This window comes from Parahoeflea alexandrii, from assembly GCF_027214025.1.
Lineage (GTDB): Bacteria > Pseudomonadota > Alphaproteobacteria > Rhizobiales > Rhizobiaceae > Hoeflea > Hoeflea alexandrii_A.
Window position 1 is genome coordinate 242306 of the sequence record NZ_JAPWHB010000004.1, and the last position, 15013, is coordinate 257318.

Below are 15013 nucleotides of genomic sequence, written 5' to 3' on the forward strand. Positions count from 1 at the left end.
TCCTGCCCGGACAGTTCCATGCCGCGTCATCTTGCAAATCTGCTGCTGCTTTCGGCTGGCGCCATCTGGGGCGCGGGCTTTGTCGCGCAGTCGACGGCAATGGACAATATCGGTCCCTTCCTGTTCATCGGCCTGCGCTTCCTCGTCGCTTCGGTCGTGCTGGCGCCCTTCGCCTGGATGGAGGCCCGCAAGGCCGACCGTCCCGTCTCACCCGCCCATCTGCGCGGCTTCGCCCTGATCGGACTGGCGCTGTTTCTCGGCATGGCGCTGCAGCAGGTCGGCCTGACCATTACCACGGTGACCAATTCGGGCTTCCTGACCGGCCTGTATGTTGTCTTCGTTCCCTTCATCACCCTCCTGGTGCTGCGTCAGCCGCCGCATCCGGTGATCTGGCCGGCGGTGATGATGACCTTTGCCGGGATCTGGATGCTGGCCGGCGGCAGTCTCGCCGATCTCAACAAGGGCGACCTGCTGACCATCGGCTGCGCCGCGATGTGGGCCTTGCAGGTCATTCTGGTCGGCCGTTTTGTCGGCCCGAGCGGACGCCCGCTGACCCTGTCCTTCGTGCAGTTCTCGCTTGCCGGCGCGCTCGGCCTCGCCGCCGGCCTGACCACGGAGAGCTTCGTCCTGGACGCGGTGATCGCCACCCTGCCCGAGATCCTGTTTGCCGGCGTGATCGCCACCGGTCTGGCCTTTACGCTGCAGGTCATCGGCCAGCGCTACACCACCGCCCCGCAAGCCGCGATTTTCCTGTCAACGGAATCGCTTTTCGCCGCCCTTTTCGGCGCCCTGATCCTCGGGGAACAGATCCCGCTCCTGGGTTATGCCGGCGGCCTGCTAATCTTCATGGCGATCCTTCTGGCAGAACTCGGCCCGATGATGAGACCCAGGACCGTCTCCTGAACGCCTTTTGCGATCGGCCGCGCCACGGTTCGTGATCGCGCCATCACGCGCCCCGTCCCAGACCGGCCATATTCCGGGCGGAAACGAGGCGCGGCAAACGCTTCTCGTTCAAGAGTTTTAATCCCGGCTGCCTTTTCCGGCTGTTTTCAAGCTGCGTTCCCTGCCCCATTGTGGCAAGATTATGTCATTGATATTGTTGATTTTATTTACGCCAAGTGATTTGCATATCGAGCTCGTCACCCTCAGATTTGGTCCTGCAAGCACCAATACCGGTGCACGCAAAACAAGGGAGACATCATCATGAAGAAAATCATCATCACCACCGTTTCGCTGCTTGGTCTGGCGGGAGCCGCCTATGCCGCGGAAATCGAGGGCGTGGTCACCAATTACGATCCGGCCACCAAGATGATCGTCCTGGAAAGCGGCGAGGCGTTCCGCGTCGCCGATGGCGTCCAACTCGACAATCTGCAGCCCGGCGGCAAGGTTGTCATCACCTACGATGACGGCACCACCGATGCCACGGCAGTAAGCGTGGTGGAATGAATTCCGGCGGCCTGGCCAAGGCTGAACCAGCCTGGCCGGGCCTGCCGGATTCGGGGCTGGAAGATGGACAAAAAGCCAACTCGATCTGATCGGATCATGGCGAAATTAAGCCACTTTCAGCCTTGAAAAATATATCTTTTTGCCGCTTGTGCGGCGCAATCTTCCGGCGCATATCAGCGCCGTCCCGCCGCTACCGACACCAGTCTGGCACATCTGCCAGCCGGTCGCGGATCGGGTAACTTATGGAAAACTGAAATGAAAAAGATCGTTGCAATCGCTTTCGCATCCGTAGCCATGCTCTCGACCGCCTTCGCCGGCGAAATCGAAGGCGTCGTCAAGACATTTGACGCGGCTGCCAACACCGTCGAACTCGAAACCGGTGAAGTCTACACCATCGCCCAGGGTGTTGCGGTTGAAGGCATCGAAGCCGGCAAGACCGTGATGATCATGTTCACCGATGGCACCACGGACGCCACCGAAATCGCGATCGTCGAGTAATCGAACCTGCCTGGCCGGATCACATCGGGTGGTCCGGCCAGGGACGGCAACCTGGACTGGCAAGCGTCACCAAACTTTTGCTTGCCAATTTCCAACAAAACAATCATCTTTGATGCGTTCGGGCAATTTGCGAACACGGGAAGACCAGAATCATGCGCGCCGAAGCCGCACAAAAAACTTCGGACGACTTCAACAAGAGCCCACACGCCAAACCGCGTGAAGGGGCGAAGCCGTTAAAATCAGGACCTTTCCAAACACTTCAAGAACTGCCTGCCATAACCCTCGCGCAAATGCGGGATATGACATGATGCTCGCCGACCGGAAAAACCGAGTGGAGACCGGAAGGCAACCAAAGGACCTGACAGCATGGGCGAAACTGGTACCGTAAAATTTTTCAACGTCGACAAGGGCTTCGGCTTCATCAAGCCTGACAATGGCGGTGCGGACATCTTTGTTCACATCTCCGCAGTACAGGCTTCCGGAATGACCGGCCTGGAGGAAAACCAGAAGGTTTCCTTCGACACCGAGCCCGATCGCCGCGGCAAGGGACCGAAGGCCGTTAATCTGCGCCTCGCCTGATTGACATCGACACCGCAAGAATACGAAAGCCCGGTGCCGCAATCACCGGGCTTTTTAGTTTTGTTTGATTTGACACATTGCAGTTTTTTTTACTCGATTGCCGGATTGTTGCTTGAGTGGAGGCATTAAGAATTCGTTCAGCTACCGTTCAGCTTGCTCGCGATAGGGTTCATTCAAGCCGGAAGACCGGCCTCCGCCAAGAGATGCAAACCGGGAAGGACAATCTGATGAACAAGTTTGCCAGGAAGCTCAGCATTACCCTGCTTACCGCAGCGACCGCATTTGCGCCGTTCGCATCGACCATGGCCCAGGCCGGCGAGATGCGTTTCGTCGAGCACCGCAGACACTCCGACGGCTTTGGCCGCCACGATTGGTCCAGCCGGAACGCCGGCATGAGGCACCACAACACACACCGCCGCCATCAGAGCAACAACGAAGCCATCGCACTCGGCATCATTGGTCTGGGCGCTGCTGCGATCATCGGTAGCGCAATCGCCAACGCGAACCAGCCGCGCGTGATCTACCGCGACCAGCCTGCCACCCGCGTCATCAGCGGCGGCGACTACGAGCCTTGGAGCCGTTCCTGGTATCGCTTTTGCGCCAACAAGTACCGTTCGTTCAACGCATCGACAGGCACCTATCGCGGCTATGACGGGCGCGACCATTTCTGCGTCGCCCGGTAACACCGCCGCACGCTGAAAAGCAGAATGAAACCCCGACCGGCCTCGCCCACGGCGATGGCCGGTTTTTCTTTAGCCGGGCGGGAGCAGCCCTGCCCTACAGACCCTTCAGAAACGGGTTGGTGCGGCGTTCGTCGCCGATCTTGCCACCCGGGCCATGGCCGCAGATGAAGCCGACCTCGTCTCCAAGCGGGAACACCTTGTCGCGGATCGAGTTGAGCAGCGTCTGGTGATCGCCGCCCGGCAGATCGGTCCGCCCGATCGAGCCAGCGAACAGCACGTCGCCCACATGCGCAAAGCCGTTCTCGCGATTGTAGTAGATCACGTGACCGGGCGCATGGCCCGGCGTGTGCGAGACCTCGAATTCGTGCGCGCCGAAAGACACCTTGTCGCCGTCGTCAAGCCACTGGTCAGGCGCCACGTTGCGCACCTGCATGTCGAGGCCGAACATCCTGGCCTGGTCTTCCAGCCCCGACAGCAGCGGCAGATCGGCCTTGTGCGGCCCGATGATCTTGACGCCAAGCTTCTCGCGCAACTCGTCGGCGCCGCCGGCATGATCGATATGCCCGTGCGTCAGCCAGATCGCCTCGATAGTGAGGCCGTTCTCGCTGATCGTCTGCAGGATCACGTCGACGTCACCGCCCGGATCGACCACCACGCCGGACTTGGTGTCCTGGTCAAACAGCACCGTGCAATTCTGCTGGAAGGGAGTGACGGGGATGATCCCGGCTTGCAAGTTGCCCATTGTGAACGTTCCTGTTGTTCGACTCACTGGCCGCAAAATGAACGCACGGGCAGCGGATGTCACCCTCGATTCCGCGCGCTTCGGTCGGATGCCGCCCCAAATGTTCAGGTGCCCGCCCCTCAGGCGTTTTCGCTTTCCTTTTGCCCGGGCAACGCGCCGGAATAGGTGATCTGCGGGAACGGGATCGAGATGCCGTTTTCGTCAAAAGCGATCTTGGCGGCCTTGGTCAGCTCGCGGCTCGTGGTCCACCAGTCCGCCGATTTGGTCCAGTAGCGCAAGGTCACGGCAACCGCGCTGTCGCCAAGTTCCGACACATAAGCCCAGGGTTCGGGATCGGACAGGACCCGGCTGTCCGCTCTTGCCAGTTCCATGAGCACCGATTGCGCCTTCTCGATATCGTCGTCGTAGCCGATGCCGATGACGAGGTCATGACGACGCTCGGGCAGACGCGAGTAATTGGTCACCGGGACATTCCACAGCTGCGAGTTCGGCGCCATCCGATACAGGCCATCAAGCGTTTTCAGCTCGGTTGCGAAAAGACCGATTTCCCGGATGGTGCCCGAAACACCGTCGGCATCGATGTATTCGCCGACCCGGAACGGCCGAAGTACCAGCAGCATGATGCCGGCGGCGATGTTCTGCAGCGTCCCCTGCAGCGCAAGGCCGATCGCCAGGCCCGCGGCACCCAGCGCGGTGATGATCGAGGCTGTCTGGACGCCAAACTGGCCAAGCACCATGATGACGACCACCACCAGAACCGCATAGCGGACAAAGACCGAAAAGAACCCGACCACTGTCGGATCGACGCGGTGGGTTCTGGAAAGCAGGCTCCGCACCCAGCGGCCCAGGAGCCGCGAGATGCTCCAGCCGACGATGAGTATGAGGATCGCGCCGATCACCGAGAAGGCGTAGGTAACGATGAGAACCTGCAGGCCGTTGAACGCCTCGCCCCAGCTGCCAAACAATTGCCCCAACTGGGATTCGGATGCACTCGCCATCAGGTCTTCCATACTTTTTCAATCACCTTTTTCATGGTTGTTGCGCGACAACTCGCCGTAGACCGGAACGTGCGTAACGGGGATTTGGTTCCATCCGGAACCAAAAAAACTGCGATCAAGTGGAATCCGCTCTCACCGGGCCTTCCGCTCTCAAACTGGAAGGCCACCGCCCTCTTTCAAGGTATCGAGCACGATCGCGGTTTTGACATGCTGCACCGATTCATGCGGCAACAGCACGTCGCTGACGAAAGCCGACAGGCTGCGCAGGTCCGGCGTCACCACCTTGATGATGTAATCCATCTCGCCGGTCAGCGAGTAGGCTTCGAGAACCTCCGGCAACCCGCCGATCAGCCGCGCGAACCGCTGCGCATTGTCGCGATTGTGCGTCGCCAGCGTCACCGTGATCAGGTTGACAATGCCCATTCCGAGTTTCTCGCGGTCGAGATCCGCCCGGTAGCCACGAATGAAGCCCTCCTGCTCCAGCCGGGTCCGCCGCCGGGAACATTGCGAGGCCGACAGATTGACCTTTTGCGACAGCTCGTTGTTGGTCAGCCGCCCGTCTTCCTGCAGCAGCCGCAACAGCTTGCGGTCGAACTCATCCAGGTGCACGATTCCCATCTCCTATCGCCATCGCTGACATGAGATGAGCAAATACCATCACGATACCGCGCTGAACACAGCCGCTTTCCGGAAAACGTCCACAAACAAAAAAGGCGGCAGTCCTTTCGGAGCACCGCCCTCTTGATCCTGTTCAGGTATGCCTATTCGGCAGCAATCTTCTTCGGCTGGACCTCGGCCATGTAGTCATTGACGAGATTCTGCGCGATCTCGCCGACCGTGAAGCTGTAGGGCCCGATTTCCGACACCGGGGTGACTTCCGCGGCGGTCCCGGTCAGGAAGCACTGCTCGAAACCCTCGAGCTCTTCCGGCTTGATCGCCCGCTCAATCACCTCGTAGCCGCGCTTCTTGGCGAGCCCGATGACGGTGCGGCGGGTGATGCCGTCGAGGAAGCAGTCGGGCGTCGGTGTGTGGATCTTGCCGTCCTTGACGAAAAACACGTTGGCACCGGTGGCTTCGGCCACCTGGTCGCGCCAGTCGAGCATCAGCGCGTCGGCATAGCCGCGTTCCTCGGCCCGGTGCTTCGACAGCGTGCAGATCATGTAGAGACCGGCGGCCTTGGAACGCGACGGCGCGGTGCGCGGATCCGGACGGCGGTACTCGGCGATGTCGAGGCGAATGCCCTTCATCCGCTCTTCCGGCTTGAAGTAGCTCGGCCACTGCCAGATGGCGATCGCCAGGTTGATCCTGTTCTTCTGCGCCGAGACGCCCATCATTTCCGAGCCGCGCCAGGCGATCGGCCGGACATAGGCGTCTTCGAAGCCCTGCCGCGCTAGCAGCTCGACGCAGGCCTGGTCGATCTCGGCGACGCTGTAGGGGATCTTGAAGCCCAGGATCTCGCCCGACGTATGCAGCCGCTCGGTGTGCTCGGTCAGCTTGAAGATCTCGCCGCCATAGGCGCGCTCGCCTTCGAACACGGCGCTGGCATAATGCAGCCCATGGGTCAGGACATGAATTTTCGCATCTTTCCACGGCACGAACTCGCCGTTGAACCAGATTTCGCCTTCGAGCTGGTCAAAAGGTACGGACGCCATCGCGTTTCCTCCAGGCGGTATGCCGCCGTGATAGTGGTTGTCTGAAGCCGGTGTCGGTGACCGTGGCGCAAGCGCCGGATCGCGGCGTGAGGCAAACGGGCAATGGCAAGCCGGCGGGCAAGGCCAGTTTGCCTCGCGCGCAAATCGACGCTAGCAATTGCGCCAATTTATGTCAACATAGCTGACATATTCGAAAGGAAAAGTCGTCATGAGCCGTGCCGGCGCAATCAAGCCCGAATCCGACCATATTCTCGACCGACCGATGGGAGACACCGACGGCATCGATTTCGAGATCATAGAGCTGTTGTTCTTCGCCTATCGCGATTTCATTTCAGATCCAGATGCGATCCTCGACACCTCGGGCTTCGGCCGCGCCCATCACCGCGTCGTCCACTTCGTCAACCGGGAACCCGGACTGACGGTTGCAGCCCTGCTCGACACGCTCAAGATCACCAAGCAATCGCTTGCCCGGGTGCTCAAACAATTGATCGATTCAGGTTATATTGCCCAGGTCGCCGGACCCGAGGACCGCAGGCAACGCCGTCTCTTCCCCACGGAGCGGGGACGCGAGCTCGCCCTGGCGCTGGCGAGGCCACAGTCTTGCCGCATCGCCAATGCAATGGAAGGTCTGGGCGAGGACGGACGGACGGCGGTCAAGGCTTTTCTGTCTGGCATGATCAATCCGGCCACCCGCGGAGCGGCAGATGATCGGGAAGACACGATAGAGGGACACAAGCAATGACAAACCCCTTGCCGGACGATGACGCGGCCCATCTTCTTGTCGTCGACGACGACACCCGCATTCGAGACCTGCTGTCACGCTACCTGACTGAACAGGGGTTCCGGGTCACCACCGCCGCGGACGCGAACGAGGCCCGCCGCAAGCTCGAAGGCATCGATTTCGATCTCCTGGTGATCGACGTGATGATGCCCGGCGAAAGCGGCCTGTCGCTGACCCGTTCGCTGCGCGAGATCAAGACCGTGCCGATCCTGATGTTGACAGCACTTGCCGAAGGCGAAGCCCGCATCGACGGGCTCGAGGCCGGCGCTGACGATTACCTGGCAAAGCCGTTCAATCCGCGCGAGCTGGTGCTCAGGATCAACAACATTCTCAAGCGCGGCGGCCAGCCGGCGCCCCCCAAGGTCGAACAGGTGGTGTTCGGCCCCTACACTTTCGTCATCGCCCGGCGCGAGCTGAAAAAATCGGGCGAACCGGTTCGCCTCACCGACCGCGAACGCGAGATCATGGTCACCTTCGCCGAGAACGCCGGCGACACCGTTCCCCGGCATGAACTGGTCGGCGCCGACATCGAGGTCGGCGAACGCACCATCGACGTGCAGATCAACCGCCTGCGCCGCAAGATCGAGGAAGACCCGGCCAACCCGCTTTGGCTGCAGACCGTGCGCGGCATCGGCTACCGGCTGAGCGTCGAGACCAAGGTTTAGATCCGGGCTTTCCAGCAAAATGCCCGGCCGCGCGCGACCTTGCTTGCCAGCATGAAGCGGACACGCCGGCTCCCGTCAAGACTTCGGGAGAAATACTGCCGAAACCACTCTTGCGAGTCCGTCTGAGAGCTCTCCCGTCTCCGGTAGGCTCAGTCGAGCCGAAGCAATTCTGGTAGTGCCTGCAATATCTACTGGAATTGAGTCTGATTTCCTTAACCATTGCAAACTAATTTAGCCCCAAACGGTTGGGGAAAATCATGTCTATATTTTCACGCTTCGGAGTGGTCAAAACCGTCACGGTGATGACTGTCTCAATTCTTCTCATCGCACTTGGTTTGGTCGCGTTGGCAGTCGCATCCAATATCGGCAAACGTATTCAGGCCCAGGCGATCGACAGCCAGGACGCCAGCCTGCGTACGGCGGCGACCATCGTGTCGCGCGATCTTCCAGGCACCACGATAAGCTGGGCGGAAGATGGCAACGTCAAGCGCATCGAGATGGAAGCGATCCCGGCCGGGTTCGAAAGCCACGAGATGATCGACACCATCGGCCGCATGACCGGCCAGACCGCGACGATCTTTGCCTGGGACAGCGAGACCAAGGACTTCTGGCGCAAGACCACCAACATCATCAAGCCGGACGGCAACCGCGCGGTTGGAACGCCGCTGGGCCAGAAGGGTGCGGTCTACCCGGTCCTGACCAAGGGCAAGACATTCCGCGGTGAAGCGGTGATCCTGGGCACGCCCTACTACACGATCTACGAGCCGATCTATTCACCGGCAGGCGAGACCATTGGCATTCTCTACGCCGGTGTGCGTTCGGCCGAGATCGATGCCGTTGCCGGCCAGCTGGCATGGACCATCGGCATCACCGCCGTCCTCGTTCTGCTGGCTGCAACGGCCATCGCGGCAATTGTCAACAAGCAGGTTCTTGGCGGCATCCCGCGGCTGACCAACGTCGCCACCGCGCTTGCCGACGGCAATCTCGACATCGAGGTTCCCGGCCAGGACCAGCGCAACGAAATCGGCTCCCTCGCCCGCTCCCTGACGGTGCTGCGCGACGGCGCCCGCGAAAAGATCGCGCTGGAATCCGACTCGGTTCGCAACCGAGAACAGACCGAGGCCGAACGCCAGCGCCGCGACGCGGAAAAATCAGCCCGCGACAAGGAAACTGAAGCTGCGGTTCGCGAACTCGGCGCCGGCCTGAGCGAACTCAGCAACGGCAACCTGCAGGTCAGGCTCGACCACCCGTTCTCGGGCGAATTCGAAAAGCTGCGCACCGATTTCAATCACGCCGCCGACCGGTTGAGCCAGACCATGGCGGAACTGCGGGGCGAAACCCACGAGATCAATGCAGGCGCCGGGGAAATGCAATCGGCCACCGATGATCTGTCCCGCCGCACCGAACAGCAGGCGGCCTCCCTCGAGGAAACTTCGGCTGCGCTTGACGAAATCACCGCAACCGTCCGCAGCGCCGCCACCCGCGCCGAGGAAGCGAGGGACATGGCGGTGAAGGCGCAGAGCAGCACGGTCAATTCCCGCAACGTTGTCTCCAATGCCGTTGACGCCATGTCGCGCATCGAAGCGGCATCGGGCGAAATCTCCAAGATCATCAGCGTGATCGACGAGATTGCCTTCCAGACCAACCTGCTTGCACTCAATGCCGGCGTCGAGGCGGCTCGTGCCGGTGAAGCCGGAAAGGGATTTGCGGTCGTCGCCCAGGAGGTCCGGGAACTGGCGCAACGCTCGGCAAGTGCAGCCAAGGACATCAAGGGACTGATCACCAAGTCAGGCGAGGAAGTTGCAAGCGGTGTGCAGCTGGTCAACGAGACCGGCGAAGCGCTTGGAACCATCTCCGAACAGGTTGCCGCGATCAACGACCATATCGCCTCCATCGCCACCGCTGCGCGGGAACAGACCACCGGCCTTGGCGAGATCAACGGCGCCGTCAACCAGATGGACCAGGTCACGCAGCAGAACGCGGCCATGGTCGAGGAAGCCACCGCCGTCATGCACAAGCTCGCCGGCAGCGCCCAGAAGCTCACCAGCATGGTCGACCAGTTCGACGTCGGATCAGTTGGCGGCCGGATGTCCAGAGCCGCCTGACAAAACGGCCGCGCGCCACCCGCGCGGCCATCCCGCTCCGGGAAAACGTATCCGGCGGGTCTAACTGGATGGTTTCTTGTGAATGAACAGGTCGTAGAAGGCCATCAGCACGGTGACTCCGACAACGATGCCAAGATCCAGCCTCGGCAACTTGAAGATCAGCACGCCGAGAAAGCCGCAAAGGATGATGAAGGCGATGATCGTGAGGATCCGTTCCATGGTCGTCAGTCTCCCTGATCGTCGGTTTCAAGGTGTTTCACGAGCCATCTCGCGGTTCTGAGCAGGCGTGCGTCACCGCCGCGCGGGCCAACCAGTTGCACGCCCATCGGCATCCCGTCCTCATCCGAAAACAGCGGCAGTGTGATTACTGGCGTGCCGCACAATGTCCAGATCGCATTGAACACCGAATCGCCTGTGGATTCCAGTCCCATCGGTGCCGGGCCGGGCGCGGCGGGTGTGATGATTGCGTCGCAACGCTGGAAGATTTCGCCGAGCGCTGCATAAAGATAATCCGGCCAGTCAAGCGCTGCGATGTAATCATGCGCCAGCACCTTGCTGCCCCGATCGAGAGCTTCGCGGAGTTGCAGCGACATCTGCTCGCCGCCATCGCGGGAATAGCGGTGATAGGCCTTGGACATCTCCGCCAGATTGATTCGCTCGCGCACGCTCGCCGCCTCGCCAAAGGCATCCGGCAAGCCTGCCTCGAAACAGCCCTCGCCCAGGTGCTCCGCAAGTTCTTCCATTGCCTGTTGGCAGGCTTCGCTCGCCTTGTGCCAGTAGGGCGTACGGACAAAGGCGAACATCGGGGTGACCGGTGCATCAGTGCTGGCCACGGCAAGAAGCTGCGGATGCGGAGCGGGCGAGGTCGCCTTGTCCCATTCGTCATACCCGGACAGCACATCCGCCAGCAACGCCGCATCCTCTACCGAACGGGCAAAGACACCAACCCGGTCGAGCGTCGGCGACTGCGCAAGGATGCCGGTCCGCGCGATGCTGCCCGCGGACGGAAGAAAGCCGGTGACTCCGCAGAAGGAGGCGGGCCTGATCACCGAACCACCGGTTTGGGTGCCCACGGCCAGCGGCGCCATGCCGGCGGCCACGGCTGCGGCGGAACCCGAGGACGAGCCGCCCGGGGTATGTGCCGGATTGACCGGATTGCGGGTCTTGCCGGGATGCAGGAACGCCAGTTCGGTGGTCACCGTCTTGCCCAGAATGATGGCGCCCGCCGCCCGGAGCTTCTGCACGATCGTCGCATCCCGGTCGGGTACACGCCCGATGTCGATGACAGTGCCGTTGGCCGTCGGAATGCCCCGCGTGTCGATGATGTCCTTGAGCGCCACCGGCACACCGTGCAGCGGCCCGATGGGTCGGCCCGACTTGCGGTGCGCGTCAGTCATTTCAGCTTGACGCATGACGAAGGCCGGATCGAGCCACTCGAAGGCCTGAATGTCGCTATCGAGCGCCGCGATCCGGTCGAGACAGGATTTCGCGTAGTCAGTGGCATTCAACGCGCCACTGGCCATGCGGTCCCGCGCCTCCACCGCGCTCAAGCCGGTCGCCAAGGTATTATCGGCCATAGAACAGATCCGGCAGGTAGTAGACGATCTGTGGGAATGCATACATCAGGCCCATGCAGATAAAGACCATTAACAGGAACGGCATGACTCCGGAGAAGATCTGCGTCAGCCTTACCTCCGGCGGCGCTATCCCCTTGAGGTAGTAGGCCGACATCGCCATCGGCGGTGTCAGGAACGAGGTCTGCAGGTTGAGCGCGACCAGAATGCCGAAGAACAACGGGTCAATGTCGAAGATCGCCAGCAGCGGCAGGAAGATCGGCACGAAGATGATGATGATCTCCGACCATTCCAGCGGCCAGCCGAGAAGGAAGATGATCAACTGCGCGAGTAACAGGAACTGGAACGGCGTCAGATCCAGGCCCATGACGAATTCCGAGATGATCTGCTCGCCACCGAGATACGAGAACACTGAGGAGAAAACGTAGGATCCGACGAACAGCCAGCACACCATCGCCGTGGTCCGCACCGTAAGATAGACGCTCTCGCGCATACGCTGCCAGGTCATGGCCCCATAGGCGAGGGCAAGAACAATGCCGCCAATTGCACCGATCGATGCGGCTTCCGTCGGCGTTGCCAGGCCGAACAGGATCGAGCCCAACACCGATATGATCAGAAACGCCAGAGGGAAGAACGATGTCGCGATCAGGAACACCAACCGGCCCATCGGCACATCGGGCACCTCTTCGTCGGTCGGACGCGGCGCAACGCTCGGCTGCAGGATTGAACGGCCAACGATATAGATCAGGTAGAGCCCGACGAGGGTGAAGCCGGGCAAAAGCGCGCCGGCATAAAGCTTGACGATCGAAACGCCTGACGACGCGGCATAGACGATCAGCATGATCGAGGGCGGGATCAGGATGCCGAGCGTACCGCCGGCACAGATAATGCCGGAGGCAAACGATGGATCATAGCGCGCTTTGAGCATCGCCGGCAGCGCCAGCAGCCCCATCAGCGTCACCACCGCGCCGACAATCCCGGTAGCGGTGGCAAACAGTGCGCAAGTGATCAGCGCGGCGACGCCCATCGACCCCGGAATCCGCTTGGAGGCGAGATTGAGGGTGGAAAACAGTCGGTCGACGATATTGGCGCGCTCGACGATATAACCCATGAACAGGAACAGCGGCACCGCCGTCAGCACCTCGTTCGACATCACCGTATAGGTCTGATTGATGAACAGATCGAAGATGCGGTTGTTGAAGAACCCCTCGATCCACAGCGTGAAGCTGTCCCAGGCGGGCGCCAGCTCATCCAGCCGGAAATAGGAGCGCCACATCCGCGACGGATCGTAATAGGCGTAGTAGCCGAAGCCGATGCCCATGGCCATCAGCGTGAATGCAATCGGAAAGCCCAGGAACACCAGAAAGATGAACAGGCCCAGCATCATCAGGGCAATTTGAGGATCGCTCATACGTGTCCGCCAGTCTCGGCCTCGTCGGCCTTTTTCATCAACAGGTCTTCAGTCTCGCGCACGTCTTCATCGGCCTCGATCCAGGCGCCGGTGCGGATGCAGACAATGCAGCGGAACACCTGGGCAATGCCTTGGATGAACAGGAGGATACCTGCCGCCATGATTACGGTCTTGAATTGATAGATTGGAATGCCGGCGGGACTGTTGACGCTGACTTCACCGTAGCCCCAGGAACGCGACGCATATTTCCATCCCGTCACGATCAACGCGGTAATGCCGGGGAAGAAGAACAGCAGGTAGAGCACCAGATCCACCTTCGCCTGGGTCTGCGGGCGCCACAGGCGATAGACAAAGTCACCCCGCACATGACCGCCGCGCGACAATGTGTAGGCGCCGCCCATCATGAACAGCGACCCATACATGATAAAAGAGATGTCGAGAGCCCAGGGCGTCGGTGCATTGAAGAGGTAACGCGAGACCACTTCATAGCCCGTGCCGAAGGCCATCAGGATGATCAGCCAGGCAAATGCCTTGCCGAAAACAGCCGACAAAGTGTCGGCAAAACGGATGTATCCAATCATGTTCAGCCACTTATCCCCGCCTGATGATCCGGCGGAACATTTTCCGCCGGATCATGTCAGCAATTAACCGGTGAAGTTATATCTTCAGCTTGCCCGGGAAATAGTGCTCATAGGCCAGGCCGAGGTCGGGCGCGTTCATCAGCTCGTAATAGGCGACCTTCTCGACCCATGCACGCTGGCTGTCCATGACCTTCTTGTTGAAGGCATCTCCTTCCAGATCGGTGATGAGCGTGTCCCAGGCCTGCAGCTGCGCGGCAAGGATTTCCTTCGACGTGCGGTGCACCGTGACGCCGTCATCGGTCTGCAACTCCGCCAGGTCCTTTGAATATTCGCGCATCGCGAGCGCGAGGTTCGACGTGGCCGAGGCCTCGACACCATATTTCAGAATCGCCTGAAGGTCCGGGTCGAGATCGTCCATGAAGTCCTTGTTGAAAATGAACTCGAAGGATTCGGACGCCTGGTGGTAAGATGAGAGATAGTAGTTCTTGGCCACGTCCTGCGCACCGAACCGGCGGTCTGATGACGGGTTGTTGAACTCGAAAGCATCGATCACGCCGCGTTCCATTGCCGGAACGATTTCGCCGCCCGGAAGCTGGGCGACCGACATGCCCATCGACTGCAGCAGATCGGCTGCCAGGCCGACGGTGCGGTATTTGAAGCCCTGGATATCGGCGACGGTATTCACTTCGCCTTTGAACCAGCCGAAAGGCTGCGCGGGCATCGGCATGCCCATGAAGCCATAGACATTGAGGCCGAGCACATCCTGCGTCAGTTCGCGGTAAAGCTCCGCGCCGCCGCCCTGATAGAACCAGCCGAGCATTGTGGTGGCCGAGCCGCCGAAAACCGGACCGGTGCCAAAGAACGAAGCCGCCTTGGACTTGCCATACCAGTAAACCGGCACCGTATGGGCCGCGTCCAGAACGCCGTCATGGCATGCATCCATGACCTGGAATGCGCCGACGACCGCGCCGGCGGGCAGAAGGTCGATCTTGAGACGCCCGCCAGACATTTCCTCGACTCGGGTGGTATATTCGCGCGCGAAATCCATCCAAATGTCCGAAGCAGGCCAGGAGGCCTGCATCTTGACCACCAATGGCGCCTGCGCAAGCACGGCAGGCGCGGACAGTGCTCCCGCTGCAGCCACGCCGCCCAACATCGAACCCTTCTTCAAAAACGACCGTCGCGAAACCGTCTTTTCGTTCTGATTTTGCAAGACCAATCCTCCCATTTGGTTGGTATTCAAACTTTGACATATTAAATATTGGGCACTCTGCCCGATATGGCAAGCCAATCCGTAT

The 15013-nt window shown here is 60.6% G+C and carries 18 protein-coding genes; 9 read left to right on the forward strand and 9 right to left on the reverse strand.

The features are described 5' to 3' along the window. Window positions 1-18 precede the first annotated feature (18 nt). The 6 genes from O4H62_RS14710 to O4H62_RS14735 all read left to right on the forward strand — a co-directional run bounded on the left by O4H62_RS14710 (window position 19) and on the right by O4H62_RS14735 (window position 3206). A complete protein-coding gene (locus O4H62_RS14710; protein WP_269388935.1) occupies window positions 19-903 on the forward strand; it encodes a DMT family transporter in 885 nt (294 codons plus the stop codon). A 300-nt stretch (window positions 904-1203) separates the two neighbouring features. After that, window positions 1204-1446: a DUF1344 domain-containing protein gene (locus tag O4H62_RS14715; RefSeq protein ID WP_269388937.1), complete on the forward strand. Its 243-nt coding sequence runs from the start codon at window positions 1204-1206 to the stop codon at window positions 1444-1446. A 255-nt stretch (window positions 1447-1701) separates the two neighbouring features. After that, window positions 1702-1944, forward strand: a complete 243-nt coding sequence (locus O4H62_RS14720) for a DUF1344 domain-containing protein (RefSeq protein WP_269388938.1) — start codon at window positions 1702-1704, stop codon at window positions 1942-1944. 152 nt (window positions 1945-2096) lie between these two features. Then, a complete protein-coding gene (locus O4H62_RS14725) occupies window positions 2097-2252 on the forward strand; it encodes a hypothetical protein (protein WP_269388940.1) in 156 nt (51 codons plus the stop codon). A gap of 58 nt (window positions 2253-2310) precedes the next feature. Beyond that, a complete protein-coding gene (locus O4H62_RS14730; protein ID WP_269388942.1) occupies window positions 2311-2523 on the forward strand; it encodes a cold-shock protein in 213 nt (70 codons plus the stop codon). 227 nt (window positions 2524-2750) lie between these two features. Continuing rightward, window positions 2751-3206 (forward strand): BA14K family protein, encoded by a 456-nt coding sequence (locus O4H62_RS14735; protein ID WP_269388943.1) that lies wholly within the window; start codon window positions 2751-2753, stop codon window positions 3204-3206. A gap of 94 nt (window positions 3207-3300) precedes the next feature. Here O4H62_RS14735 and O4H62_RS14740 read toward each other — a convergent pair whose 3' ends face one another. The 4 genes from O4H62_RS14740 to O4H62_RS14755 form a co-directional block, all read right to left on the reverse strand. After that, the gene (locus tag O4H62_RS14740) at window positions 3301-3948 is read right to left on the reverse strand and encodes an MBL fold metallo-hydrolase (protein WP_269388945.1); all 648 of its coding nucleotides are present in this window, start codon (window positions 3946-3948) and stop codon (window positions 3301-3303) included. A gap of 119 nt (window positions 3949-4067) precedes the next feature. Next, complete coding sequence (locus O4H62_RS14745) at window positions 4068-4946, reverse strand: mechanosensitive ion channel family protein (RefSeq protein ID WP_269388947.1); 879 nt, start codon at window positions 4944-4946, stop codon at window positions 4068-4070. 150 nt (window positions 4947-5096) lie between these two features. Continuing rightward, complete coding sequence (locus tag O4H62_RS14750) at window positions 5097-5555, reverse strand: Lrp/AsnC family transcriptional regulator (RefSeq protein ID WP_430538441.1); 459 nt, start codon at window positions 5553-5555, stop codon at window positions 5097-5099. A 152-nt stretch (window positions 5556-5707) separates the two neighbouring features. After that, window positions 5708-6598, reverse strand: a complete 891-nt coding sequence (locus O4H62_RS14755; RefSeq protein WP_269388950.1) for a branched-chain amino acid aminotransferase — start codon at window positions 6596-6598, stop codon at window positions 5708-5710. Between the two features lie 208 nt (window positions 6599-6806). Between O4H62_RS14755 and O4H62_RS14760 the strand changes: the two genes are divergently transcribed. From O4H62_RS14760 to O4H62_RS14770, 3 genes are all read left to right on the forward strand, one after another. After that, window positions 6807-7340 carry a MarR family winged helix-turn-helix transcriptional regulator gene (locus O4H62_RS14760; protein ID WP_269388953.1) on the forward strand — a complete coding sequence of 178 codons (534 nt, stop codon included), beginning with the start codon at window positions 6807-6809 and terminating at the stop codon, window positions 7338-7340. Then, complete coding sequence (locus tag O4H62_RS14765) at window positions 7337-8044, forward strand: response regulator (protein ID WP_269388955.1); 708 nt, start codon at window positions 7337-7339, stop codon at window positions 8042-8044. Before O4H62_RS14760 ends, O4H62_RS14765 begins: the two co-directional genes overlap by 4 nt. Window positions 8045-8301: 257 nt before the next feature. Further along, complete coding sequence (locus O4H62_RS14770) at window positions 8302-10149, forward strand: methyl-accepting chemotaxis protein (protein ID WP_269388957.1); 1848 nt, start codon at window positions 8302-8304, stop codon at window positions 10147-10149. Window positions 10150-10209: 60 nt separating this feature from the next. Here the strand turns inward: O4H62_RS14770 and O4H62_RS14775 are convergent, their stop codons facing one another. The 5 genes from O4H62_RS14775 to O4H62_RS14795 all read right to left on the reverse strand — a co-directional run bounded on the left by O4H62_RS14775 (window position 10210) and on the right by O4H62_RS14795 (window position 14943). Beyond that, the gene (locus O4H62_RS14775; RefSeq protein WP_269388958.1) at window positions 10210-10368 is read right to left on the reverse strand and encodes a hypothetical protein; all 159 of its coding nucleotides are present in this window, start codon (window positions 10366-10368) and stop codon (window positions 10210-10212) included. A 5-nt stretch (window positions 10369-10373) separates the two neighbouring features. Beyond that, a complete protein-coding gene (locus O4H62_RS14780) occupies window positions 10374-11726 on the reverse strand; it encodes an amidase (RefSeq protein WP_269388960.1) in 1353 nt (450 codons plus the stop codon). Next, complete coding sequence (locus tag O4H62_RS14785; protein ID WP_269388961.1) at window positions 11716-13134, reverse strand: TRAP transporter large permease; 1419 nt, start codon at window positions 13132-13134, stop codon at window positions 11716-11718. Before O4H62_RS14785 ends, O4H62_RS14780 begins: the two co-directional genes overlap by 11 nt. After that, window positions 13131-13715 (reverse strand): TRAP transporter small permease subunit, encoded by a 585-nt coding sequence (locus O4H62_RS14790; protein ID WP_269388962.1) that lies wholly within the window; start codon window positions 13713-13715, stop codon window positions 13131-13133. The genes O4H62_RS14785 and O4H62_RS14790 overlap by 4 nt, the downstream gene beginning before the upstream one ends. 76 nt (window positions 13716-13791) lie before the next feature. Further along, a complete protein-coding gene (locus tag O4H62_RS14795; RefSeq protein ID WP_269389473.1) occupies window positions 13792-14943 on the reverse strand; it encodes a TRAP transporter substrate-binding protein in 1152 nt (383 codons plus the stop codon). Window positions 14944-15013 lie beyond the last annotated feature (70 nt).